16 protein-coding genes, 3 tRNA genes and 1 pseudogene are annotated in these 24,711 nt (G+C 64.1%); 13 read left to right on the forward strand and 7 right to left on the reverse strand.

Annotated features, from left to right (window positions below; all coding sequences use genetic code 11):
• Window positions 1-12: 12 nt before the first annotated feature.
• On the reverse strand, window positions 13-1,641 hold the full coding sequence (locus tag HLH36_RS04595) for a hypothetical protein (RefSeq protein WP_182985260.1): 1,629 nt from the start codon (window positions 1,639-1,641) through the stop codon (window positions 13-15).
• A 339-nt stretch (window positions 1,642-1,980) separates the two neighbouring features.
• Here HLH36_RS04595 and HLH36_RS04600 point away from each other — a divergent pair.
• Window positions 1,981-3,322 (forward strand): annotated as a pseudogene (locus HLH36_RS04600) (IS1380 family transposase).
• Between the two features lie 295 nt (window positions 3,323-3,617).
• On the forward strand, window positions 3,618-6,944 hold the full coding sequence (locus HLH36_RS04605; protein WP_182985261.1) for a methyltransferase domain-containing protein: 3,327 nt from the start codon (window positions 3,618-3,620) through the stop codon (window positions 6,942-6,944).
• A 27-nt stretch (window positions 6,945-6,971) separates the two neighbouring features.
• Here the strand turns inward: HLH36_RS04605 and HLH36_RS04610 are convergent, their stop codons facing one another.
• Both HLH36_RS04610 and HLH36_RS04615 read right to left on the reverse strand, forming a co-directional pair.
• The gene (locus HLH36_RS04610; protein ID WP_182985262.1) at window positions 6,972-8,189 is read right to left on the reverse strand and encodes a GGDEF domain-containing protein; all 1,218 of its coding nucleotides are present in this window, start codon (window positions 8,187-8,189) and stop codon (window positions 6,972-6,974) included.
• 121 nt (window positions 8,190-8,310) lie between these two features.
• Entirely contained in the window at window positions 8,311-9,588 is a 1,278-nt protein-coding gene (locus HLH36_RS04615; RefSeq protein ID WP_182985263.1) for an MFS transporter, read from the reverse strand.
• A gap of 113 nt (window positions 9,589-9,701) precedes the next feature.
• Between HLH36_RS04615 and HLH36_RS04620 the strand changes: the two genes are divergently transcribed.
• The 5 genes from HLH36_RS04620 (at window position 9,702) to HLH36_RS04640 (ending at window position 11,146) form a co-directional block, all read left to right on the forward strand.
• Window positions 9,702-10,067 (forward strand): tRNA-binding protein, encoded by a 366-nt coding sequence (locus HLH36_RS04620; RefSeq protein ID WP_182964330.1) that lies wholly within the window; start codon window positions 9,702-9,704, stop codon window positions 10,065-10,067.
• Complete coding sequence (gpt, locus tag HLH36_RS04625; protein ID WP_182985264.1) at window positions 10,067-10,549, forward strand: xanthine phosphoribosyltransferase; 483 nt, start codon at window positions 10,067-10,069, stop codon at window positions 10,547-10,549. Before HLH36_RS04620 ends, gpt begins: the two co-directional genes overlap by 1 nt.
• 77 nt (window positions 10,550-10,626) lie before the next feature.
• A tRNA-Pro gene (locus tag HLH36_RS04630) sits at window positions 10,627-10,703 on the forward strand.
• 27 nt (window positions 10,704-10,730) lie between these two features.
• On the forward strand, window positions 10,731-11,036 hold the full coding sequence (locus tag HLH36_RS04635; protein WP_182978078.1) for an ETC complex I subunit: 306 nt from the start codon (window positions 10,731-10,733) through the stop codon (window positions 11,034-11,036).
• A 33-nt stretch (window positions 11,037-11,069) separates the two neighbouring features.
• A tRNA-Arg gene (locus HLH36_RS04640) sits at window positions 11,070-11,146 on the forward strand.
• Between the two features lie 142 nt (window positions 11,147-11,288).
• Here HLH36_RS04640 and HLH36_RS04645 read toward each other — a convergent pair.
• Window positions 11,289-12,479 (reverse strand): acyltransferase family protein, encoded by a 1,191-nt coding sequence (locus HLH36_RS04645; RefSeq protein WP_182985265.1) that lies wholly within the window; start codon window positions 12,477-12,479, stop codon window positions 11,289-11,291.
• Window positions 12,480-12,999: 520 nt separating this feature from the next.
• Between HLH36_RS04645 and HLH36_RS04650 the strand changes: the two genes are divergently transcribed.
• The 4 genes from HLH36_RS04650 to flgH all read left to right on the forward strand — a co-directional run bounded on the left by HLH36_RS04650 (window position 13,000) and on the right by flgH (window position 15,932).
• A tRNA-Ser gene (locus HLH36_RS04650) sits at window positions 13,000-13,089 on the forward strand.
• Window positions 13,090-13,369: 280 nt separating this feature from the next.
• The gene (flgG, locus tag HLH36_RS04655; protein WP_182985386.1) at window positions 13,370-14,155 is read left to right on the forward strand and encodes a flagellar basal-body rod protein FlgG; all 786 of its coding nucleotides are present in this window, start codon (window positions 13,370-13,372) and stop codon (window positions 14,153-14,155) included.
• Between the two features lies 1 nt (window position 14,156).
• Window positions 14,157-15,179, forward strand: a complete 1,023-nt coding sequence (flgA, locus tag HLH36_RS04660; protein ID WP_182985266.1) for a flagellar basal body P-ring formation chaperone FlgA — start codon at window positions 14,157-14,159, stop codon at window positions 15,177-15,179.
• A gap of 30 nt (window positions 15,180-15,209) precedes the next feature.
• Window positions 15,210-15,932 carry a flagellar basal body L-ring protein FlgH gene (gene flgH, locus HLH36_RS04665; RefSeq protein ID WP_182985267.1) on the forward strand — a complete coding sequence of 241 codons (723 nt, stop codon included), beginning with the start codon at window positions 15,210-15,212 and terminating at the stop codon, window positions 15,930-15,932.
• A gap of 72 nt (window positions 15,933-16,004) precedes the next feature.
• On the opposite strand, the gene HLH36_RS04670 is transcribed toward flgH, so the two are convergent.
• From HLH36_RS04670 to choW, 3 genes are all read right to left on the reverse strand, one after another.
• Window positions 16,005-18,185, reverse strand: a complete 2,181-nt coding sequence (locus tag HLH36_RS04670) for a TonB-dependent receptor domain-containing protein (protein WP_182985268.1) — start codon at window positions 18,183-18,185, stop codon at window positions 16,005-16,007.
• A gap of 507 nt (window positions 18,186-18,692) precedes the next feature.
• Window positions 18,693-19,877: an ATP-binding cassette domain-containing protein gene (locus HLH36_RS04675; protein WP_182985269.1), complete on the reverse strand. Its 1,185-nt coding sequence runs from the start codon at window positions 19,875-19,877 to the stop codon at window positions 18,693-18,695.
• Window positions 19,874-20,722: a choline ABC transporter permease subunit gene (choW, locus tag HLH36_RS04680; protein WP_182985270.1), complete on the reverse strand. Its 849-nt coding sequence runs from the start codon at window positions 20,720-20,722 to the stop codon at window positions 19,874-19,876. Before choW ends, HLH36_RS04675 begins: the two co-directional genes overlap by 4 nt.
• A gap of 169 nt (window positions 20,723-20,891) precedes the next feature.
• On the opposite strand from choW, the gene betB reads away from it, so the two are divergent.
• Together betB and betA are read left to right on the forward strand one after the other, a co-directional pair.
• The gene (betB, locus tag HLH36_RS04685; protein ID WP_182985271.1) at window positions 20,892-22,985 is read left to right on the forward strand and encodes a betaine-aldehyde dehydrogenase; all 2,094 of its coding nucleotides are present in this window, start codon (window positions 20,892-20,894) and stop codon (window positions 22,983-22,985) included.
• Complete coding sequence (betA, locus tag HLH36_RS04690) at window positions 22,985-24,652, forward strand: choline dehydrogenase (RefSeq protein WP_408871842.1); 1,668 nt, start codon at window positions 22,985-22,987, stop codon at window positions 24,650-24,652. The genes betB and betA overlap by 1 nt, the downstream gene beginning before the upstream one ends.
• Window positions 24,653-24,711: the final 59 nt, after the last annotated feature.

The following is a 24,711-nucleotide window of genomic DNA, read 5'->3' on the forward strand; positions in this document are numbered from 1 at the left end:
AGCGCCTGAACCTCAGGGGGCGGGGCACAAGCCGGGCGGGCGCTGCGCGGCTTTCCAGCGTTCCACCAACAGCACAGGTTTATTGTCCCGCTGGGCATAAATCGATGTGGTCACCGGCCAGCCCAAGGCCAAGTTCCATTGTTGCAGCCGCCCGTCCGCCTTGCCGGCCATCACCACAAGTTCCGCATCCTGACCGCTGCAGAGCATGGCCTTCGCCTCACCCGGCGAAAAATCCGTTGAATATGGAATGCTGCCCCGGGTCAGCATGGCGAATTGCATGAACGCTCCCCAATCCGGGAAGAAGACATGCGTGGCGTCCGTCTCGCGCAGCGCGTCCTCGGCGAAGCGGTCAATGGCGTCCGAGGACAGTCCCACCCCCCCGGTCGCCTCCAACCGCAGAAACACCGCCTGACGGTCGGAGGCATTGGCGATCAGCAGCGGCACCACAGCGATGACGCAGATCATCACCGCCACCCCCGCCGCCCGGGTCGGAACGCAACGCGTCAAACGCTCCAACGCCAAGGCAAGCCCTGCATACAGCACCGGCAAAAGCAAAGCCGCATGATGAAACCAAAGCCGGTTGCCAAAGACGAGCACCAGCAGCAGAAACCCGGCAAGCAGCCCGGCGATGAACAGCAGTCCGGCAATACGCCTCGGCCGCGCAATGCCGCTCAGCACCGCCAAAGCCGGAACCAGCAGCAGCAGAACCAGCTTCCAGCCCGGCGCCTCAAGCGGCGTCATCACATGCAGCATCATCAGAGATGGGCCGAAATCCAGCAGGCTGCCATGGACAAGATAATCGAAGAAATGCATGCGCTGCAGCAGCGAGAGCTGCGAATGCTGCACCTGCAGGCTCGCCAAATAACCACGCATGAACGTCACAAAGCCGCGCAATCCGCCAGTCGCGCTCAGAATGGCGATCACGCCGATCAGATAAGGCGCCACTCCCACGCAAAACCCGACGGGCCATAACAGCAAACGAGCCCTGGGCAAATCTCGCCAGCGATACAGGGCCAGCAGCGCCAGGGCGGGCACCAGGAACAGAAAGATGAAATACCCATAGCAGGCCAGCCCGGCAAACAAGCCCGCGAGACACACAACCAAGCGCGGCGGTGCCTCGCGCCGCGCATCAACCAGCGCAGCCGAGGCAAACACCGCCGCTATCGGCAGCAGGGTGATGTAAAACTGTGTGCGGAAACTGAACAGAAATTCAGGATCAAGCGCCAGCAGCATCAGGCAGAGCGAGGCGAACAGCAGGCGTACACCCGCCGCCCGCAGAAACGCCCCCGCCCCCAATATGACCAGGCAGCCAAAGATCATGTTGGTCAGACGAATGCCCTCCACCCCTGTTCCGAACAGGGCATAGAAAGGCAGCCCCACGTAAAACGGCAGAGCGCCATGATAGATCTGGCCAAGCATCGGCCAGCGGCCGAATAACAATGTACCCGGAAGAAACCAGCTCTCAATCCGGCTGGCCGGGTTCAGCACCCCAACCACGGCATAATCCGGGTTGACCGCATCCATATAGATCCCCGGCACAGAGATATCCGTCATCGCGCCAATGCAAAAGAGAAACAGCGGCGGCACGAACAAAATGCATAGACAAGAAAAAGACCATTTGCCTGATTGGCTAGAAAACATACTTGCCCCGCCACCTAATATCTCTGTTGCTCCCGCTATGGCTTAATCCGCCTTGGCAGCCACGCCAAGTGGCCCGTCAGCGCGCCCCCCCTTCTCCAAGCCTCCTGTACCTTTTTTGGTGGTTCTTTATTGATGAACGTCATGGGCTTACGAGAAGTGAGGCGTCACAAAAGTGGAGCAAATTGAGCTGCTGCCAGTTTGGTGGACAGCAAGTTTAGCCCATCTTATTCACGGGGTTGGTCGGGGCTGGGTGGCGGGTATCGCATAAGCTTTTGATTGGGTTTACGAATTGGGTGTCAAAACCATCCGTTTCTCCGATCGCGCCGAGCCACACCCGCCATGTCCGACGATACGAGCCAGCCGTTCCTGTTTCCAGCCATCCGACGCAAGAAAATCACGGCTGATTTTGATGGTGGCCGGATCACCTCGGATGGTGGTGTCCTGCTGCTGGCTGCCGCCGAGCGGCGGATCGGCCTGGCTGATCGCCTCGCCCGGCTCATCGCCGATCCACGCAATCCGCGACGGGTGACACACGGCGTGGCCGATATTCTGCGCGCCCGCATGCTGGCCATTGCCTGCGGCTACGAGGACGCCGACGACCTCGATCACCTGCGGCGCGATCCGGGTTTCAAGCTCGCCTGCGGACGACTGCCCGATACGGGGCGGGATCTGTGCTCGCAACCCACGATCTCGCGTTGGGAGAACGCCCCGACTTTGCGCGAGGTCATTCGCCTGACTTATGCCCTGGTCGATACATGGTGCGACAGCTACGCCCGGCCACCCGTCGCGGTGACGCTCGACATCGACGATACGGTCGATGTGGTGCATGGTCATCAGCAACTCGCCCTGTTCAACGCGCATCACGACGAGCGGTGTTTTATGCCGATCCATGTTTACGATGCCGCCACGTCGAGGCCGGTTGCCATTGTCATCCGCCCAGGCAAGACCCCGTCCGGACAGGAAATTCGTGGTCACCTGCGTCGTCTGATCCGCCGTATTCGCGCCACTGGCCCAATACCCGGCTGACCATGCGCGGGGATGGTCATTACGGACGTCCCGAAGTCATGGCCTGGTGCGAGGCGCATGACGTCGATTACATCTTCGGCCTTGCGGGCAACAGCGTGCTGCACCGGCTTCTCGAACCTGCGGCCGATGATATCGGCGTCCGGCGCGCCGAGACGCGGGCGCAATCCCTGCGCGGCCATGCCGAAATCTGCTATGGCGCGAAATCGTGGAAGCAACAGCGGCGCGTGGCCGCCCGGATCGAAGCCACGACGCTGGGTCTCGACATACGCTGCGTGGTGACCAGCCTGCGAGGCGGCAACGCCGAATGGCTCTCCGATGCCCTCTACTGTGCCCGTGGACAGGCCGAAAACCTGATCGAGCTTCACAAGGGCCAACTGGCATCCGACCGCACGAGCTGTCGATCGCCACTGGCCAACCAGGTCCGCCTGGTCCTGCACACCGCCGCATACTGGCTGATGCTCACCCTGCGGGACGCGATCCCAGCTCCACAGCCGCTCGCCTCGGCCGAATTCACCACGTTACGAAATCGTCTCCTGAAAATCGCAGGACGCATCCTGGAAACCGCGACCCGTGTCCGTATCGCCTTTGCCGCGCCTGTCCCGAAGCGGCGCTTTTCCGCAGTCTCGCCATCTCGATGCAGGCTGCCGGCCCGTGACAGACGGGGCTATCGCCCCCGAACCCGCCCCGTCCCCGCAACCCCAGCCGCAACCATCCACCATTTTAAAATGACGCCGCCTCAACTCGGTGCGATCCCGCGCGCCCAGACCACAAAAGCAGAAAAATACTCAATGCCGTGAATAAGATGGGCTAGATGCCCGCTCGCCGCGAAGCGGAGGAAACGCGCACAGGACGCGCCGCCAGCACCCATTTCCGGTCAGACTCCGAGATCAGGTGGTTGCCACGCGCCATATATCTGGCACGATTGCGTGCGCTACTAAGGCGAGATGACTATGAGAGACGAGATGGGCGAGCTGATTCGTCTGGAAACCCCTGAAAATTCAATTGCGTTCAGCGGGGAACGATTCTCTTCCGCCATAGCAGGACAGATCGAGACGGAACATTACCACCGCTATCTGCTGGCGCGGACCTTGTGTCATGGGAAGGCGGTGCTCGATGTCGCATCCGGCGAGGGATACGGGTCGGCGCTCCTCGCCCAGGTGGCATCCTCGGTCACGGGCGTGGAAATCGACGCCGCATCCGTCATTCACGCGACCCGGGAATACCGCCACGCCAATCTTGCCTATCTGCAGGGCGATGCCCTCGCCCTACCGCTGCCCGACGGAAGCATCGACGTCGCGGTTTCCTTCGAAACGCTGGAACATCTGGCCGATCAGCACCGTTTCCTGGGCGAATTGAAACGGGTGCTGCGCCCCGACGGGCTGCTGGTGATCAGCACGCCCGACCGGAATGTCTATTCACCGCCGGGGGCCCCACCCAACCCGTACCACGTCGCCGAATTGAGCACGGTCGAATTCAGGCAAATCCTCGCCGGCTATTTCCCGAACATGGCGCTCCTGGCACAAAAGCCGGTCATCGGGTCCGCAATCCTCTCGCAGGAGAGCGGCGTGCCGCTTGTCTTCGAACGACAGGGAAAAACGCATTTCGCGGCAACGGATCATCTCCCCGCGGCCCCCTACCTCATCGCTTTCGCATCTGCGGGGCCGCTGCCGGATCTACCGAATTCGCTTTATATCGATCGCAGCGATCTTGATACCGATCGGGACATGCGGGCCGCAGCCGAAAGCGCGATGGTCCATATGCGCGGGGAGCTGGAAAGCGCGCGGCAGGATCGCGATCGCGCGGTCGCCGCACAGGCCGACGCCACCCTGCGTGAACGGGCCGAGGCCGATCGGGCACGCACCGCGATAAGGGAAGCCGCCGCGCGCGAACATGCCGCCCAGATGACGGCACGGGCGACCATTGCGGAATATGAACATGCACTACGCCACGCGCAGGAAGAACTTTCCCAACTCCGCGCCAACCTGAACCCCTCTGAAAGCCCGTCCCACCTGGAGGCTGCCGAAGCAGCCCGTGCCAGCCACGAGGCGGAAATCGCTGCACGACAGCGTATCATAGACGATCTCTCCCGATCATTGGCCATGGCCGAAGGACGGTTGCAGGCGATCGAGAGCAGTTCCATCTGGCGAGGCAGCGCCCCCGTCCGCCATCTGGTCGGCCGCAGCCCCAGATTCGCTCGGGCCACGCGTATCCTGCTGAAGGCCGCGTGGTGGACGCTCACGGGCCAGTTGGCGGCCCGGCTGCGCGCCTGGCGCCGCCATCGTGCGATGCGTCACCTTTCGGACCACAGTGCCGGTCAGGCAAAGGCCCTGCCACTCCTCGCGGCAATGCCCGATTTCCCCATTCGTCTGGTCACCAGCGCAACGCCGCGCGTGTCGGTGATTATCCCCACCTACGGGCAGGACGATTATACGCTGCGCTGCCTCGCCTCCATCGCCATGCGGCAACCTCGGACATCCATCGAAGTGATCGTGATGGACGATGCCTATCCCGCGCGGCAGGACCATTCCTTTTTGCAGGATCGCGTGGAAGGTGCGCACATCATCCGCAATCCGGAAAATCTGGGGTTCCTGAAGACCTGCAACGCGGCCGCCCGGCAGGCGCGCGGCGATTATCTCTTTTTCCTCAACAACGACACCGAACTCATGCCGGGCGCCATCGATGCGCTGGCCGACCTGCTGGCCCAGCGGCCCGACATCGGCATGACCGGGTCGAAACTGGTCTATCCCAACGGACAGTTGCAGGAGGCCGGCGGCATCATCTGGCAGGATGCCAGCGGCTGGAACTGGGGGCGCAACCAGGACCCGTCGCGCCCGGAATATAATTATCGACGGTCTGTCGATTATATCTCCGGCGCCGCCATCATGATCCGCCGCGACCTGTTCGAAACGCTGGGCGGTTTCGATACCGCATTCTCGCCGGCTTATTACGAGGATACCGATCTGGCCTTCCGCGTGCGCGAAACCGGGGCCAAGGTGGTCTATGAGCCCCGCTCCGTCGTCGTCCATTATGAAGGCATCTCGCACGGAACGGACATCGCGACAGGGGTAAAGGCGCACCAGGCCGTCAATGCAAAATTGATGCGGACCCGCTGGGCATCGGTACTGGACCGCCTGCATTTCCACGATTCAGCCGATCTCCTCCGGGCGTCCGATCAGGCGCATGGCCGCAAGATCATCCTCGTCGTCGACCATTATGTCCCCGAACCCGATCGCGATGCCGGCTCCCGCACCATCATGGGGGTCCTCTCCAGCCTGGTCGATGCCGGCTGGGTCGTGAAATTCTGGCCGCAGAATCGATTCTACTCCCCAATCTATACCCCTCTCCTCCAGGATATGGGCATCGAGGTCCTGGACCATCGCTGGCCCGGCGACCTGCGGGCCTGGCTCGCCGAACGGGGCAATGCGCTCGATTGCGTGCTGGTCAGCCGTCCATCCGTGGCGAATGACCTGCTCCCCATGCTCTTCACGCACAAAAAGGCACGTATGTGCTTCTACGGCCACGACCTGCATTTCGAACGGATGCAGCGTGAGGCAGCCCTGACCGGCGATGCCGACCTGATGCGGGCCGCGGAGAGCATGAAGGCGCAGGAACGCCAGTTATGGCGGATGTTCGACACCAGTATCTACCTTTCGCAGGACGAAGCCCTTACCGCCCGGCAGCTTGAGCCCTATTGTGATTTCCGCGTCGTCGTCCCCTATTGCTTCCGTGATTTCCGCCGTCGCGAGCGGCCGACCGCAGGCAGTACGATCCTGTTCGTGGCGGGGTTCGCCCATCCACCCAATGTCGACGCGGCAATCTTCCTGGTCCGCGAGATCCTGCCCCTGATCCTGGCCGAACGACCGGATGCCCGCGTGTTGCTCGTGGGGTCGCATCCCGCGGCCGGGGTCAAGGCGCTGGCCGGCCCCGCCGTCACCGTAACGGGCTGGGTCAGCGACGCGCAGCTCCACGAACATTACGATACCAGCCGGGCAGCGGTGGTACCGCTGCGTTTCGGCGCCGGCGTCAAGGGCAAGGTGGTCGAGGCCCTGTACCAAGGGGTCCCGCTGACCGTCACCCCGATCGGCGCCGAAGGAATCGCGGGGCTGGCCGATATCCTGCCGATCGTGCGTTCGCCCCGAGAGATCGCGGACGACCTGCTGCACATGCTGAATGACGACACGGCATGGCTGGCGCGCTCACATGCCCAGACCCGCTTTGCCCAGGATCATTTCTCGGCAAAAGCAATGCAGGATTCCGTCATTGCCGCCCTGGCATGATGGGCGGCCAGTCCACCTTCGCGACCGTCACGCACGCCCCTGCGGATCGGCCATGACCGCATTCGGGGCGACGAGACGGCTTTTCTCCGATTCACCGGCCCTTCGACCGATACCAACAAGCACGCCGGCGACGGAAGCGCCTTCCGGAGGGGCCGATTCCACGCGGTTGCGCCCCCGCTGCTTGGCGCAATAGAGGGCAGCATCCGCCAGCGCCATCTGTTCGCCCAGCGGCCTGTCGGGGATCGTGGCAGGGGCATAACCGATGCTGACGGTCGCCAGCAGATCGTCCGACAGAGGCGTCCGCTCGAAGGCGGCGCGCACGCGCTCGGCCAGGGCTCCCAATGCGTCGGGTGACAGACCACTGACCGCGACGGCGAATTCCTCGCCGCCGATCCGTCCGAAGACGGCATCGCCCCCCACCACCGCCGTCGCCACCATGCTGAAATGCCTGATCACGCAGTCGCCCGTGGCGTGACCGAACGTATCGTTGACGCGCTTGAAATGGTCGATGTCGAACAGCAGCACGCCGCGCACCTGCACGGCCTCCGCCATCTGCCAGAATCCCCGCCGGTTCAGCACACCGGTCATATCGTCCCGCAATGACGCCGCCCGCGCCTCAAGAATGGCCCGTTCGGCAACCAGCGTCAGCATCAGGCCCGGCCACAGGACAATATAGATCAGCATCTCGAAGGGAATGCTCGCGAGCATCAGCGGCACCCAGCCCGCCAGCGACGGCAATGCAACCAGGATGCCCCGCCCGACGCAACTGAGGATATGCAGGCCGGAAATGAGGATCAGTATCCGACGCGCGCGGGTTTCACACGGAAGCCGGATCAATTGACGCCGTGCCAGCACCACGAGGGCGATCGCCATGGCCATCGCGATTTCCACCCGCATGACGAACGAATGCCGGAACAACGGCAACGCGCAAAAGCCCAGCCATATCAGAACCGGAACCACCAGCCCGATACGGGAAAGCGGCCGGCCATTGAGCTGGCAAGCGGCCTGCCAGAACAGCGCCAGCGAGAACATCAGCGCACTGTTGCCCACGGGAACCGCCAGAAAATCCGGGACCGGCGGACGCATCACCACCAGCGGAATCCCCATGGCCGCGCTGACCGTCGCGATTTCCAGCAGGCGCAAAGCCGGGTCAGGACGATAGCGACGGGCAACGTGGCAGAGAAAGCCGATCAACAGGCAGACAAGCGCGATGGCGGGACCGGTGGGCAGCGTGGAAGTGGGCATAAAAACGGATACCCCGATCCATTTTGAAGCGTCATCATACCGCGATCCGGCCCTGCCTGCCACCCGTCCCGCACCCTGCTCTCAGGTCACGGAGCCTGCCCGGCGACACGCCGCCCGCGGGTCACCGCGTCGGGCGGATATCGTCCAGGCGATCCAGCCGCCGCAGGTCGGGAAACAGGCGCATCCACAGCAGCGTGACGGCAATCGTGCCGATCCCGCCCAGTACCACGGCTTCCACCGGGCCGATCAGGCTGGCCAGCATGCCGCTCTCGAACTCGCCCAACTGGTTCGACGACCCGATGAACAGCATGTTCACCGCCGACACCCGGCCGCGCATGTCGTCAGGCGTGCGCAACTGCACCAGCGCCCCGCGCACGACCACGCTGATGACGTCGGCACCCCCCAGCACGGCCAGCGCCACCACCGACAGCACCAGCGAACGTGAAAGACCGAAGATGATCGTCGCCACGCCGAAGACGGCGACAGCCGCGAACATCGCCTCTCCGGCCCGGCGCTTCAGCGGCCAGCGGGCGAAGATCACGGCAACCAGCAGCGCCCCCAGCGCCGGCGCCATCCGCAACACACCCAATCCGGTCGGCCCGGCATGCAGGATCGTGTCCGCGTAAAGCGGCAGCATCGCGGTCGCGCCGCCCAGCAGCACGGCAAACAGGTCGAGCGAGATCGCCCCCATCATCTCGGGATGCGCCCGGATGAAATGGAGCCCACCCATGACCGTTTCCAGCGTCATGGGCCGCCGCACCCGCGTCGGCGCCTCCAGCCGCATGCACAGGGTCGCCACCGACGCCAGCCCGAACCCGACCGTGCAGACGCCGTAGCAGATCCCGGCGCCCACGCCGTACAGCAGGCCACCAACCGACGGTCCCATGATCGAGGCCACCTGGAACAGCGACGAGGACAGGGCCGCCGCACGCGCGAACAGGGCGGGCGGTACCAGCGCGGGCAGGAATGTCTGCTGGCTGGGCATTTCGAACGCACGCGCCGTACCGAACAGCGCGACCATGCCATAGATCATGCCAGGGGTCAGCCAGCCGCCCAGCGAGCCGATCGCCATGACCAGCGCCCCGCAGGATTCCAGCGCCTGGCAGGCCGCCGTGATGAAACGCCGGTCGAAATGATCGGCCACATGCCCCGCGACCAGCGTAAAGCAGAACATCGGCATGAACTGCGCCAGCCCCACCCAGCCGAGCGCGCGCGCACTATGGGTCAGCATGTAGATCTGCCACCCCACCGCGACGGCCTGCACCTGCGACGAGAACGAGGACAGGGTCCGGGCCGTCAGGAAGACGGCAAAGCCCCGATGGCTGAACAGACGCGCTGGTATCGGTGTCGGGGCGGACCGCTCCCGCATTTCGTCCGCCTGCTCGGAATGATCTGGCATGATGGGCGGACAATAGCCGGACGGACGTCTTTTACCATCCATTGTCTCTCGTGTCCGCCATCACGCCCACTGGACCGTTTGCAAATCCGCCGCCGCGCGGGCAAAACCGTTCCATGACAGAGACCGTCCCATCCGCGCCGCTTCCCCCCACGGATTTCGAGACCTTCGCACGCCTCGACATCCGCGTCGGCACGATCGTGGAAGCCCGCCCCTTCCCCGCGGCCCGCAAGCCGGCCTACCAGCTATGGATCGATTTCGGGCCGCAGATCGGCGTCAAGCGTTCGTCGGCCCAGATCACCGTCCACTACACCCCCGACACGCTGGTCGGGCGGCAGGTCTGCGCGGTGGTCAACTTCCCGGTACGCCAGATCGGCCCGTTCCTGAGCGAAGTCCTGACCCTGGGCATGCCCGACACGAAGGGCGACGTCGTCCTGATCAGACCCGACCTGACCGTGCCAGATGGAGGAAAGCTGTTCTGATGGCCACCAACTACGCAACCGTAACCTGGGACCAGCTTCACCGCGACGCCCGCCAACTGGCTGAAATCCTGATCCCGCGCGGCCCGTTCAAGGGAATCGTGGCGGTCACCCGCGGCGGCCTGATCCCCGCGGCCATCATCGCCCGCGAAATCGATTGCCGGCTGATCGAAACGGTCTCCGTCGTGACCTATGACGAGGAAGAACAGGGCCAGCCCATGGTGCTGAAGGCACCCGCCGCCGCCGGCGACGGCGAAGGGTTCCTGATCATCGACGACCTGGTCGATTCCGGCGTCACCGCCCAGATCGTGCGCCAGCTCCTGCCCAAGGCCGTGTTCGCCTGCCTGTACGCCAAGCCGTCCGGCAAGCCGCTGACCGACCTGTTCGTGGTCGAAGTCCCGCAGGAAACCTGGGTGCTGTTCCCGTGGGACACCGCGCCGCTGTTCATCCCGCCCCTGGCCCGCAAGGGCAGCACGGCAGGCTGATACGGGCCGGGGCCAAGGAAAAATTTCGTGGGGCGCTTGTCAGCGCCCTCAAGGACTCATAGCTTCGCCCCCAGGTTCGGGGCGTGGCGCAGCCTGGTAGCGCGCGTGTTTTGGGTACACGAGGCCCCCGGTTCGAGTCCGGGCGCCCCGACCAGCAGAGAATTAAAGGGAGTTTCGTTCCATGCGGGCCCGAATCTACAGGCAGGCAAAGACGGCGACCCAGTCCGGCCAGGCGAATACCCATGACTGGATTCTCGAATACGGCCAGACCCAGGCCCGCCAGCAGGACCCGCTGATGGGCTGGACCGGCAGCCGCGATACCCGCTCGCAGCTCCGCCTGCAGTTCCCCGACCGCGAGAGCGCCGTCGCCTACGCCGACCGGCATGCGGTCCCCTACGATCTGGAACTGCCGGTGGCCCGTGTGCGCAAGCCGAAACTCTACGCCGACAATTTCCGCCACGACCGGGTCCAGAACTGGACGCACTGACCGCGCTCTGGCAGAAGAAATGCCACTGCGCATGCGCCCTTAGCTCAGTTGGATAGAGCAACAGCCTTCTAAGCTGTGGGTCGCTGGTTCGAATCCAGCAGGGCGCGCCATTTTCAATAGGTTAGCGCCCAAGAGGTTTGCAGGTTTGCAAAACGGTTTGCCGATGACTGTGGGTCGTTTCCCGTTCCACATACCCCAGGCGGCCGCACGGCGACGATCGTCTTTTCAAAGGCGCCGGCCTCCGATCCGGGGTCAGAGCCTGATGACGATGTTGCGACGGTAGAGAACCGCAAGGGGCAGGGCCATTGCCACCGTGAAGGCCAGCGCGAAGAGGAACGAGGCCAGGTCGGGTGATGGAATCCGGACTGCGAAGAACCGCGCATAGAGCCAGGCATAGGCCGAGCGGTCGGTACCGGAAGGGGCCGGGAAGAGCATCAGTGTCTTGACGACGAAACCGTTGAGCAGAAAGGCGACGATGGCGTTGGTGCCGAACACGCGCAGGAAGAGCAGCGTGCGGGACGCAACCCGGCTGCCGTCCTGCACCCGCCGGATGTCGAACGCCCAATCGAATGCCGCCAGCATCAGCAGGGCCGCGCCGGATGTGACCAGCACGAAGGAACTGCTCCACAATGCCTTGTTGATCGGCAGGACCGTGCCCCAGGCCAGGCCGGCCGCAAGGCTGACGATACCGGCCGCCAGAAACAGCAGAGGCCTGCGTTGCGCGGGCAGGCTGCGGTTCCGGAATACCTGCCCCGCCAGCACGCCAGCCAGTACCGAGGCACAGGCCGGCAGCGTGCCGAGCAGCCCTTCCGGGTCCCAGGTCTTTTCGTACAGCACGCCCGTATGCAGCGTACGCAGCGTCCAGCCCGATACGGTACGATCCAGCCATGCCGCCAGATTGGCCTGGGGGTCGAACAGCGGAACATCGCGCCCCGGCAGGCCCAGGCCCGGTATGGGAATCGCACAAAGCATCAGCCACCAGCCCAGCAGGATGCCGCAGGTTACGGCAAGCAGCGGCAGGGATTGACGGATCGTCATATAGAGCAGCGCCACAAGGCCGTAGCACAGCGCAATGCGCGTCAGAACGCCGAACAGGCGCAGATGGCCGAGATGGAAATGGGGATAGGCGCTGAGCAGGAGCTTGAGCGCAATCAGCAGCAGAACCCGCCGTGCGATATGCCCGGCCAGCATGGCCCGGCTTTCCCCGGCGGCAAGGCGGCGGTCGAGCGCGAACGGAATGACGCAGCCCATGAGGAACAGGAAGAACGGAAAGACGAAGTCCGCCGGCCGACAGCCGTTCCAGGGGGCATGTTCCAGGAACGGCCAGACATGGTTCCAGTCACCGGGCGTATTGACGACGATCATGAACGCGATCGTCGCCCCCCGCATCGCGTCGATCGAGACGATGCGCGGGGCAGCAAGGGACGCTGCGGCACCGGTCATGGGCGCCACAAACCGCCGGCCCGCGGACATTCCTGTTTTTACCATGCCCTGCGTTCCTGGCGACGGGTTGTGTTTCGCGCCGATATTGTCTCTATCTCGTATCGAATGCGTCCATTTTTAAAAGATTGTCTCCCCATAACCGCAGGCTAACCACCTGGCTCCCCGACGCGTCGTTCCGAACAGTCTTTCTCCGCTCTTCGCGCACGCCCGATCCATGCCGAATGACCGGAAATCGGCCGATATGTTCGCGTTTTACCACCAAATCGACATGTCCTCGTACCGCAACCGCACGAAGACGGATCGGGCCCGCGCCATCGCATGGAAGGCGCCCGGCGGAGACGGCATCCCGGGCGGACATCCGCGAGGCTCACGGAATCCATCCGTCAGCACCTTGCGGGGCAGAGCTTGACATGCTTGCCAGTGCTGGCACAAAAGTCGGCGCAGGGTATTAAGGTCAGGCAGCGTCTTATTTTTGGAACCATGGCACCAAGCCACGGAAATAAAACGCCAATATCCGACCGGAGAGGTGGCCGAGTGGTTTAAGGCAGCGGTCTTGAAAACCGCCGTGCGTGCAAGCGTACCGTGGGTTCGAATCCCACCCTCTCCGCCACGTTCCTCCCCGGGGCAACGAAGCTCCCGCAGGACAGGTCCCCAGTCATGGCGCGTTCCATCGGTCCCGCCCCGTAACAGGGTCGCCCGACAGAGAAATTTAACGGAACGCCACCGGGGAAAGACCTTGCCATGAACGCCGCATGATCGTAGCTCTGTCGGTGGCAATGCAGAAATGGACGCACTCCGCCGGACCATGGCCTCTGCGAATATTATGGACCTACATTCGTTATAGTGGGTAACCGCCCGGCGCGGCATACCCGGAGGACTATCATCCCATGATGCGTTCGCTTGATATCGCCAATACGGGCATGCAAGCCCAGACGACGAATGTCGAGACGATTTCCAACAACATTGCCAACATGACCACGACGGGCTACAAGCGCCGCCGCGCCGAATTCCAGGATCTGATCTATCAGGACCTGCGACGCGCCGGCACCATGAGCTCCGACACCGGCGACCTCGTCCCGGCCGGTGCGCAGATCGGCCTGGGCGTCCGCACCGCCGGCATCTACCGCATCAACGAGCAGGGCACGCTGGGGCAGACCGGCAATTCGCTCGACCTCGCCATCGAGGGGCGCGGCTATTTCCGGGTCACGCTGCCGTCGGGTGAATATGCCTATACGCGCGACGGCACGTTCTCCCTGTCGCAGGACGGCACCATCGTGTCGGCCGACGGCTATCCGCTGTCGCCCAACATTTCCCTGCCGAACAACGCCGAGAACATCACCATCGACCAGTCCGGCCAGGTCCAGTACACCCTGTCCGGCCAGACGACGGCCCAGGTCGCGGGCCAGATCCAGCTCGCGACCTTCCAGAACGAAAACGGCCTGGCGGCGATGGGGCAGAACCTGTTCACCGAAACCACGTCGTCGGGCACCGCCAATCTCAGCACGCCCCAGAGCGAAGGCTATGGATCGGTCAGGCAGGGTTTCGTGGAAGAATCGGCGGTCAACGTGGTGACCGAAATCACCGACCTGATCACCGCGCAGCGCGCCTACGAAATGAACAGCAAGGTCATCACCGCTTCCGACGAGATGCTGCAGACGCTGACGAACCTGAGATAACATGCCGGCACGCGTGGCAATTGCGGGAGTGTTCGCGCTCGCCCTCACGGCAGCGGGCGCCACGCATGCCCGGGCGGCGACACTTCGGAGTGCCGCCCTCATTACGTCGGGCACCGTCAGGCTGTCCGACCTCTTCGCCGATCTCGAGCCGGGCCAGGACCGCCCCCTCGGCCCCGGCCCTGCCCCCGGGGCAAGCATCCAGGTAGGCGGCGCGCAATTGATCGCCATCGCCGACGAATATGGCGTCGACTGGCTCGATCAATCGCCGTCGGCCATGGCAACGATCACCCGGGCCAGCCGGATACTGGACCAGGCCTATTTCGCCGATCTCATCAGGCAGAACCTGCCGGATCTCGGCAACGGCCCCGTCTCCATCGACCTTCGCGATTTCCATCCCATGATGGTCGCGCCGGACGACCCGAAGCCGGTCGTCCTGTCCGACGTCAAATGGGACCAGCGCAGCGGGTGGTTTTCCGCGACAGCCTATCGTGGCCAGCCCACGGGCGATATCACGCGGGATTCCTTCATGCTGACCGGCGTGATCCACGCGGCGCGCCGGCTGCTCGTCTATGCGCATGCCCTCCCCGCCGGCAGCGTGATTTCGGCCTCCGACGTCCAGCTCGACGAATCCTATGCCGGACACATTGGCTCCAGGGCATTCACGAACGAAGCCGATATCGACGGCATGACCGTGACGCGCGGCGTGGTCGCCGGCTCCGCCGTCCTCGACCAGGATCTGCACCGCACGGTACTGATGCATAAGGGAGACCCGGCGATGATCACGTTCGCCGCGCCAGGCGTTCACCTGACGGCGACCGGCCGCGCACTGGAAGATGGCGGGGCAGGCCAGTACGTGCACATCCTCAACCTGTCGAGCAGCATGATCGTCACAGGCCGGGTGGTCAGCGCATCCGAAATCGAAGTCGAAGCCGGGAGCAACCCGGTCCCCTCCGACTCGAATACCCTGCGGCACCTGACGGCATCCTCGCGCGACGCCTCGCGCGCGAACCTGTCCCTTCGATAGCCGCCGCTTATGCGCTGGAGCCTGCCTGCGATGAAACGTCCTCTGTCCCGGGCAACCCTGGCCGGATTGCTGTGCGTGTCCGGATGCACCGGGCTGGCCGATATGAGCGAGATCGGCCACCCTCCCCGCATGACGAAGACGTCGGACCCGACCCAGGCGCCCGATTACCGCCCGATCACCATGCCCATGCCCCCGCTCCAGCCCCCGCCGACGGAAGTCGGAAGCCTGTGGCGGTCCGGTAGCCGCGCCTTCTTCAGGGACCAGCGGGCATCGCAGGTCGGCGACCTGCTCACGATCAACGTCAATATCGCCGACAATGCGGCCGTGACCAACAATACCAGCGCCGCCGGCAGCGGCTCGCAGACCTTCGGCATCCCGAGCTTCTTCGGCGCCCAGGGCAAGACCCTGTCCAGTTCGTCGGCCCTCGACACCAGCAGCGCCAGCGCCAACACGGGCACCGGCTCGATCCGGCGCAACGAATCGGTCACGCTTGCCCTGGCAGGTACAATCACCCAGGTCCTGCCCAACGGCAATTTCGTCGTCGTGGCCCGTCAGGAAGTCCGCGTGAATGGCGAACTGCGCCAATTGATGGTCAGCGGCGTCGTCCGCCCTCAGGACATTACTGAAGACAATATCGTGACCCACGACAGGATCGCCGAAGCGCGGATTTCCTACGGCGGCCGTGGCCAGCTCAGCAAGATCCAGACACCGCGCTACGGGCAGCAGATTCTCGATAGCGTCCTGCCGTTCTGACCGCCCGCCGCAGCGCGGATCATCGGCGGTGCCCACATGCCATCCAGGCAATGGCCTCCTGAAGCATCAGGCCTAGAATGCGATGCTGACGGTGCCATAATATGTGCGCGGGGAGCCCGCCAGAGCCGACTGATAATCGCCCGAGAGCGGAAGGCCATTTTCGCCAATCTGGGAAATGTACGATATGTTCGTAAGATTATAGATATTCAGATCGAATTTAAGATCATGCAGTGGGCCGATCTTTCCGAATCGGTAGCTTGCCCCCAAAGACGTCAGCCAGTAACCCGGCACCGACATATCGTTGACGTAACTGAAATAACGCTTCGCCATGTAATTGGCATTGGCATAAATACTTGCCGGACCCCAATTATAGGAAATATCGGCCTTGTACATCAATTGCGGAAAAGCGACCACCCTCTTGCCCGCCAGCGCATAGGTCACGCCTCCCGATATGATATCGTCGTCGTAGGTCGAATGATTATAGCTGATACTATTCGTAATCGAGAGATTCCTGACCGGGCGAAGCGTGAGCGCGGCGTCGACGCCGTACATGCTGACGCCACCTACGTCTATGGGCGTGGAAACCGGGTCGGTAATCGGGCCCGATGTCAGGTTCTGGATACGATTGGAAAAATCCGCATGATACAGGTTGAGCGATCCCCCGACGATCTGTGAAATATAGCGATATCCAACATCATAGACCCAGGCCGTCTCCGGACGCAGGGTATTCCTGATACTGTCGAACGTTGCCTGATTGGCGAATCCTCCAAAGGTCGATCCCAGCTGATATCCGCCATAACTGTAAGCGCGCATATTGCGGGCGACGTCGAAATAGACTTCATGCCCCGGCAGGAAATGCCATACCCCATTGAAATGAGGCAGGAATGCCTTCGCGCTGGTCAGGCTGCCATTCGCAAGCTGCTCCTGCCCGGTATAGGCGGCGTCATTCGCCGTGGCTCCCCCGACCGTCGTCACCAGCATCGACTTGAACCCGGCCCTGAAGGTCAGGCTGGAAATCGGCCGATAGCTATCCTCGAGGTGGAACTGAAAACTGTTGGTATTGAAATTCTCACCCCAGTTACGCTGAAACGGCGTACCAAAATTGCCCAGCACACCGCTGACAGGAACCCCCTCACCGGGCACTGGTTGCTGGAACATATCCTGTACAACATGATAACGGTTGTTTTCGTACCAGACACCCGCATCGATCGTATGTTTCCTGAACTTGTATTCCAGCGCGGTCGTAAAGCCGAACTTCTGGTTTCCGGAAAAATTGATCTGCTCGGAAAGCGGCACACCATTGGGAGAACTGACATAGGGTGTCGTCCAGGTACCCCACTGGTTCGCAGCCTGGCCATAGACCACGGAATTCCACGCCAGACGCCGGTTCAGCACCAGATGAGCATTCACGCCACCCAGATAACTCGACGAATGCGTCACGCCGTCAAAATAGGATGCATCCAGGGCATCCCCACCTGCCGCGTCGTAAGCCGCCAGGGCACCACTGAATTCCCCGACGGCAGCGAGATAGGCGCGCGTATAATCAGGGTAGTAATAATCGTTCCGATGACCAAGCCTGTTCAGCATGTCGATCGTCTGGTCGGCGTAGTTGAACTGGGTGGCATCGTTCCAGTCGAAAAACACCTTCACATTGCTGTCCTGCCCGATGGGCTGGACAAGCTTGGCATTCACCTGCTGATCGAACTGCTCGCCATCCCCCTTCCATTTATTGCCGTCGGATCGGGCGTAAGACACCGTGAATTTGGTACCCGATGCGTTCAACCTGCCGCTGTCAACGCGTCCAAAAGTACGAAAAGCATTGTAGCTGCCGAACATCTGCGAAATCCTGCCGCCGAACCTGTCCGCCGGATCGCGCGAGACGATCTGAATCGCACCACCCAGATTCGTCGTGGCAGGCAATGCCACATCGCCACCCCCCTCGGAGACATCCATGCGCTCGATATTGTCCGACAGGATCGAGAAATTGATGCTCTGGCCGTTATAGGGAAGGTATGCCTGCGCCCCCAGCGGTACGCCATCCAGCGTGACGCCAAGCTGATCCTGCTGGAACCCGCGCATATACAGGCTGGAACCCCAGGTATCGACCCCCAGCGGATCGTTGGCCACGAAATTGATACCCGGCTTGCGCGACAGCATCATCATCGGGCTGCTGCCTTGGACGAACCTGTCCATCTCGGTGCGGGTCATGCTTTCCGTCGCCCCGTTGGCATGATGCCGCATGGACGTCACCATGAGGTCTTCACCCGCGCGCGAACGGGCGTCCGCATGGCGTGCAGCCGGGCCGGACGCGGGCACATCGCTCTTCGACGCATGACGATGCCGTGACCCGCCAGCCTTGCCGGCTCCATTCCCCGCCGCGGCCGAAAACGCCGCATCCGGACACGTGACGATGCAGGACGTCAACAAGAGAAAGGACAGGAATTTTCGCGAGGCCATGCCGCCCTTCAGCAGACATCTCGGAAGATACGAGGCATGGCTCATTTTGGCTGTCCCATTCTTCAGGCGGCCGGTCCGACGGAACCAGACGGAGAGCTGAATGTTCATTCAATCATTGCAATTTCGGAATGATGAATCCGTCAGACACTTGAAGAAATGCGACCCACGCCGGAACGGCGCCCGCCGCGCGACGGCAACCCGCGGGGCCGCGCCCGATATCAGTCCCTGAATTGTCGGAACGGAGGGGTCCGTGATGGTCGCAAGCCTCGACGTGCGGAGAACGGCCACCGCACCCGACGCGCGCTATCCCGCCCGAAAGCGCGCTTCCCCGCACAAGGCCTGAAGAATGTCCGCATCGTCGCACAGGCCGACAAGCCGCCCTTCGGCTTCGACCAGCACGGGCAGGCCGCTGCGCTGGCGCAGGGCGATGATTTCGCCCAGGCTCAATTGGGCCGGAACCACGCAGAGCGCCCCTTGCGTCCACGCGCCATGCGACCGGATGGCCAGGGCCCGATCGGCGATCGTCGCGATCGCGGCGTCCGGCGCTATGGCGATGCGCCCGCCATCCAGCATCCCGTCCGGGCGGCGCGGCAGGTCCTGGAAGCGCCGCATGACGGCAGCGGCCACAATGGTCGGCAGCGGATTCATGTGCCGGATGAATTCCGCGACATAGTCATCCACCGGCCGCAAGGCGATATCATCCGGCGTGCCGGTCTGGACGATCCGCCCCTCGCGCATGATCGTGATACGGCTGCCGATCTTCAGCGCCTCGTCGATATCATGGCTGACGAACAGGATCGTCTTCTTCAGCCGTTTCTGGAGGTCCAGAAGCTCGTCCTGCAATTTCCGGCGGATCAGCGGGTCGAGCGCCGAAAACGGCTCGTCCATCAGCAGGATGTCGGCGTCGGTCGCAAACGCGCGCGCCAGGCCGACACGCTGCTGCATGCCACCCGACAGTTCATGGACATGGGCATCGGCCCAGTTCGCCAGACCGACCAACTCCAGCTTTTCGGCAACGATGTCCCGCCGGATCGACGGCGCCATGCCGCGCAGTTCCAGCCCGAATCCCACATTGTCGCGCACGGTCCGCCACGGCAGCAGGCCGAACTGCTGAAACACCATCGCGATGCGCGTCTTGCGCAGGGTGCGCAGCGTATCGTCATCACAGCGCGCGATATCCAGCCACGCCAGGCCGTTGCCGATCCGTACTTCGCCCCGTATCGGCCTGTTCAACCGGTTGGCCGCCCGCAGCAGGGTCGATTTGCCCGAACCGGACAGCCCCATCAGCACGCTGATCTCGCCCCGCGCCACCGCGAGGTTGGCCCCCGCCACCCCCACGGTCACCTTCAGGGCACGGCCGATCTCCTCGCGCGTCTCGCCGGCATCAAGCCGGGCCAGCGCAGCCTCGATCGCGCCGCGACGATTGCCGCGATCGAACAGGATATCGACATTGCGGAACTCCAGCGCCGCGTTGATCCCTTCGCTCACGAAGCCGAATCCTTCGGACGACAGACCCGGTCGAGCATGATCGCCAGCAGCACGATGACGAATCCGGACTCGAACCCGGCATCGACCTGCACGGTATTCAGCGCCCGCACCACCGGCACCCCCAGCCCCCCGGCCCCGACCAGGGCCGCGATCACCACCATCGACAGGCTGAGCATGATGCATTGCGTCAGCCCCGCCTGGATCATCGGCAGGGCGGCAGGCAGTTCGATCTTCCACAGGATCTGCCGCCCGGTGGCGCCGAAAGCCTCGCCGGCCTCGATCAGCGACCGGGGCACCCGGGCAATCCCCATCTGCGTCATGCGGATCGGCGCGGGAACGGCGAAGATGATGGTGGAGATCATGCCCGGCACGGTGCCCAGGCCGAACAGGATCAGCGTCGGGATCAGATAGACGAAGGTCGGCAGGGTCTGCATCAGGTCCAGAAGCGGCTGCAACGCCTGCGCCAGCCGCGGACGATGCGCACAGGCGATCCCCAGCGGAACACCGACCGCCATGCAGAAGACGGTCGAGAACAGGATCAGCGACAGGGTCGCCATCGTCTCGTTCCAGTATCCCTGATTGATGATGAACAGCAGCCCCAGCGCGACCAGGGCCGCCAGCCCCGCCGAGCGGCGGAGGAACCACGCCCCCGCCATGGCGGCCACCACCAGCAGCAGGGGCGGCAGAGCCAGCAGCAGCGTGGTCAGGCCATCGGCACAGAAGCCGACGCTATCGGTGATCACGTCGAAGACAGCCAGACCATGCTTCCGGACCACGTCCACCACGGCCGCCATGACGGCACCCACCGGTATCTTGTGCTCCGCGATCCATTGTTCCGGCGCCATGATCCGCGCAGCTCCCGTCTGTCGGTGTTCGATATCGCGGACGTCGATACCTCTGCGAACTGAATGGACATATAACGAAATGAAATCGGAAAGTGATAGAGAGAATTCCGACTTTTACAGGAACGAAATCGACATTGAATAGTCGTTCAATTCGTGCCACATTTCGCACATGAAACAGTCCTTCCCCGCCCTTACGCCGGTCGAGTTGAAGCGTCGCAGGGAACTCGTGGCCGCGACGCGCGACGTGCTGGTCGATCACGGCTTCGCCGGCGCCACGGTGGCGCGCATCGCCCGTCATGCCGGCGTTTCTCCGCCGCTCCTGGTCCATTATTTCGGCGACAAGGACGCGCTGCTCGGCCTGGCATTCCGCGGCACCGCCGCCGCCCTGTCGGCCGGCGTCGCGCGCGCGCTCCGCCACGCGCGGGGACCACGGGCCCGGCTGGAGGCCCTGATCGGCGTCTGCCTGGGGGGCGAACAGTTCACCACCCGCCAGGTCGCCATCTGGCTGGCCCTATGGGGGCAGGCCGTCCATAGCCCGACGCTGGGCCGCATCCAGCGCGCCTATCAGGCCCGCATGCTCTCGAACCTGCGGCACGATCTCGGCCACCTGCTGCCCCGGATACGCGCCCATGCCACGGCCGACACGCTGGCCTCGCTGATCGACGGCACATGGCTGCGCGCGGCCCTGGCCCCACCGGCGGCGTTCGACAGCCGCATGCCCCGCCAGCAGGTCCTCGCCTTTCTCGACAGCCAGATCGGCGCCGCCCCGTCGCTTTCCCCACCCCCCGCGATCCGGCACGGCCCGCCGGAGGGGCTGTGCACAAGCTGGATCGACGGCCGCCCCGCCACGGGCGGCGGCCCCCGGTTCGAAACCCGCAATCCGGCAACCAACAAGGAGCTGGCGGAAGTCGAGGAAGCCGGCGAGGCCCTGGTCGCACAGGCCATCGAGGCCGCGACGCGCGGGCAGGCCGCATGGGCCGCCCACACCGGCGCCGAACGGGCCCGCATCCTGCGCCGCGCGGCCGACCTGCTGCGCCGCGACAACGCGGATCTGGCCCGGATCGAAACGCTGGACACGGGCAAGCCGATCGCCGAGACATCCAGCGTCGACGTGCTGTCCGGCGCCGACGCGCTGGAATATTTCGCCGCCCTTGCCGCGACGATGACGGGCGATTGCGTCGATCTGGGCCCGACGGCCTTCGGCTACACGCGGCGCGAACCGCTGGGCATCGTGGCCGGGATCGGCGCCTGGAACTACCCGATCCAGATCGCCTGCTGGAAGGCCGCACCGGCCCTGGCCTGCGGCAACGCGATGATCTTCAAACCCGCCGAACTCACCCCGCTCACGGCCGTGCGCCTGGCGGCCATCTTCCGCGAGGCCGGCCTGCCCGACGGCGTGTTCAACGTCGTGCAGGGCACGCGGCAAACCGGGCAATTGCTGACCCGCGCACCGCAGATCCGAAAGATATCCCTCACCGGCGAGGTCGGCACCGGCCGCCGCGTCATGGCGGACGCCGCCGCCACCCTGAAATATGTCACATTGGAACTGGGCGGAAAATCGCCGCTGATCGTCTTCGACGATGCCGACCTGGACAATGCGGTGTCGGCCGCCCTGCTGGGCAATTTCTATTCGGCCGGCGAGGTCTGTTCCAACGCAACGCGCGTCTTCGTCCAGTCCGGCATCCGCGACCGGTTCCTCGAGCGGCTGAAGGCACGGGTGCAGGCCATGACGATCGGCGATCCGCTCGACCCGAACACCGATGTCGGCGCGCTGATCTCCGACGATCACATGCGCAAGGTCCTGTCCTACATCGCCGCCGGAAAGAAGGAGGGCGCCGAACTCCTGGTCGGCGGCCGGCGGGCCACGCGCGGCGCCCTGCGTCAGGGCGCCTTCGTCGAGCCGACCGTGTTCGTCAACTGCCATGACGAGATGACGATCGTGCGCGAGGAAATCTTCGGCCCCGTGATGGCGGTCCTGGATTTCACCGACGAGGACGAAGTGATCGCCCGCGCCAACGCCACCCCGTTCGGCCTGGCCGCCGGCATCTTCACCCGCGACCTGGCCCGCGCACACCGGGTCATCGCGCGGCTGGAGGCCGGCACCTGCTGGATCAACCAGTATAACGTCACGCCGATCGAACTCCCCTTCGGCGGCTACAAGCAATCGGGCCTGGGCCGCGAGAACAGCCGCGCGGCGCTCGATCACTACACCCAGCTCAAGAGCGTCTACGTGGCGCTGGGCGATGTCGAGGCACCCTATTGATGCGGGACTATGATTATATCGTCGTCGGCGCCGGCTCGGCCGGCTGCGTGCTGGCCAACCGCCTGACCGAGGACGGGCGCAGCCGCGTCCTGCTGCTGGAATTCGGCGGCAGCGACCGCTCGATCATCGTGCAGATGCCCAGCGCCCTGGCCATGCCCATGCATTCCAAACGCTTCAACTGGTTCTACGAAAGCGAGCCGGAGCCGCATCTGGACAATCGCCGCATGCACACCCCGCGCGGCAAGGGGCTCGGCGGCTCATCCTCCATCAACGGCATGGTCTATGTGCGCGGCCACGCGCTGGATTACCAGGAATGGGAGGAAAGCGGTGCTGCCGGCTGGGGCTATCGCCACGTCCTGCCTTATTTCCGCCGCGCCGAGGATTGCGCCGAGGGCGAGGATTCCTATCGCGGACGCGGCGGCCTGCTGCACACGCAATACGGCACGCTGGACAATCCCCTGCACGACGCCTGGATGAAGGCGGGCGAACAGGCCGGCTACGGCCGCACCGGCGATTATAACGGCTTCCGCCAGGAAGGTTTCGACCGGATGAGCATGACGGTGTATCGCGGCCGGCGCTGGAGCACCGCGAACGCCTATCTGCGCCCGGCGCTCAAGCGCCCCAACCTGTTTCTGGAAACCCATGCCCGCGTCACGCGCCTCCTCTTCGATGGCCGGCGCGCCACCGGCCTGTCCTATACGCGCCATGGCGTGTCCCATACCGTTCGCGCGACCCGCGAAATCATTCTCTGCGGCGGTCCCATCAACTCCCCGCAGCTTCTCAAACTATCGGGAATCGGCCCGGCGGCGGAACTGCGCGATCACGGCATCACGGTCCTGGCCGACCGGCCCGGCGTGGGCGAAAATCTCCAGGATCATCTGGAATTCTACTTCCAGGTCGCCTGCCGCCAGCCGGTCACGCTCTATTCCGCCATGTCCCCCTGGGCAAAGGCCCGGATCGGCCTGCGCTGGCTGCTGTTCAAGGACGGGCTGGGCGCCACCAACCATTTCGAAAGCTGCGGCTTCATCCGCAGCCGCGCCGGCATCCGCTATCCCGACATCCAGTTCCATTTCCTGCCCCTAGCCGTCACCTATGACGGCAAGGGCCTGGCCCAGGGCCATGGCTACCAGGCCCATGTCGGCCCGATGCGCTCGAAAAGCCGGGGCTGGGTCCGCCTGCGCTCGGCCGACCCGGCGGAAAAGCCGAAGATCCAGTTCAACTACATGAGCCATCCGGACGACTGGACCGACATGCGCGCCTGCGTGCGCCTGACGCGCGAGATCTTCGCCCAGCCCGCCTTCGACCCGTTCCGGGGCGAGGAACTGCAACCCGGCACCGACTGCACGAGCGACGACCGGATCGACGCCTTCATCCGCCGGAAGGTCGAAAGCGCGCTGCACCCCTCCTGCACCTGCAGGATGGGGGCCACGGACGACCCGATGGCCGTGGTCGATCCCGAGACCCGCGTGATCGGGGTCGAGGGCCTCCGCGTGGTCGATTCCTCGATCATGCCACGCGTCACCAACGGCAACCTGAACGGCCCGACCGTCATGATCGCGGAAAAGGCCGCCGATCACATCAGGGGCCTGCCCCCCCTGCCCGCCTCCAACGCCCCGTTCTTCGAAGCCCCGGACTGGCAGACCCGGCAGCGTCTCGGCAAAGCCTGACCACCGGCGCGCCCTCTGTCGTTTTCCGCCGTACAGATGGCGCGCGCCTCCTTGTGCCG

This window comes from Gluconacetobacter aggeris, assembly GCF_014174395.1.
GTDB lineage: Bacteria > Pseudomonadota > Alphaproteobacteria > Acetobacterales > Acetobacteraceae > Gluconacetobacter > Gluconacetobacter aggeris.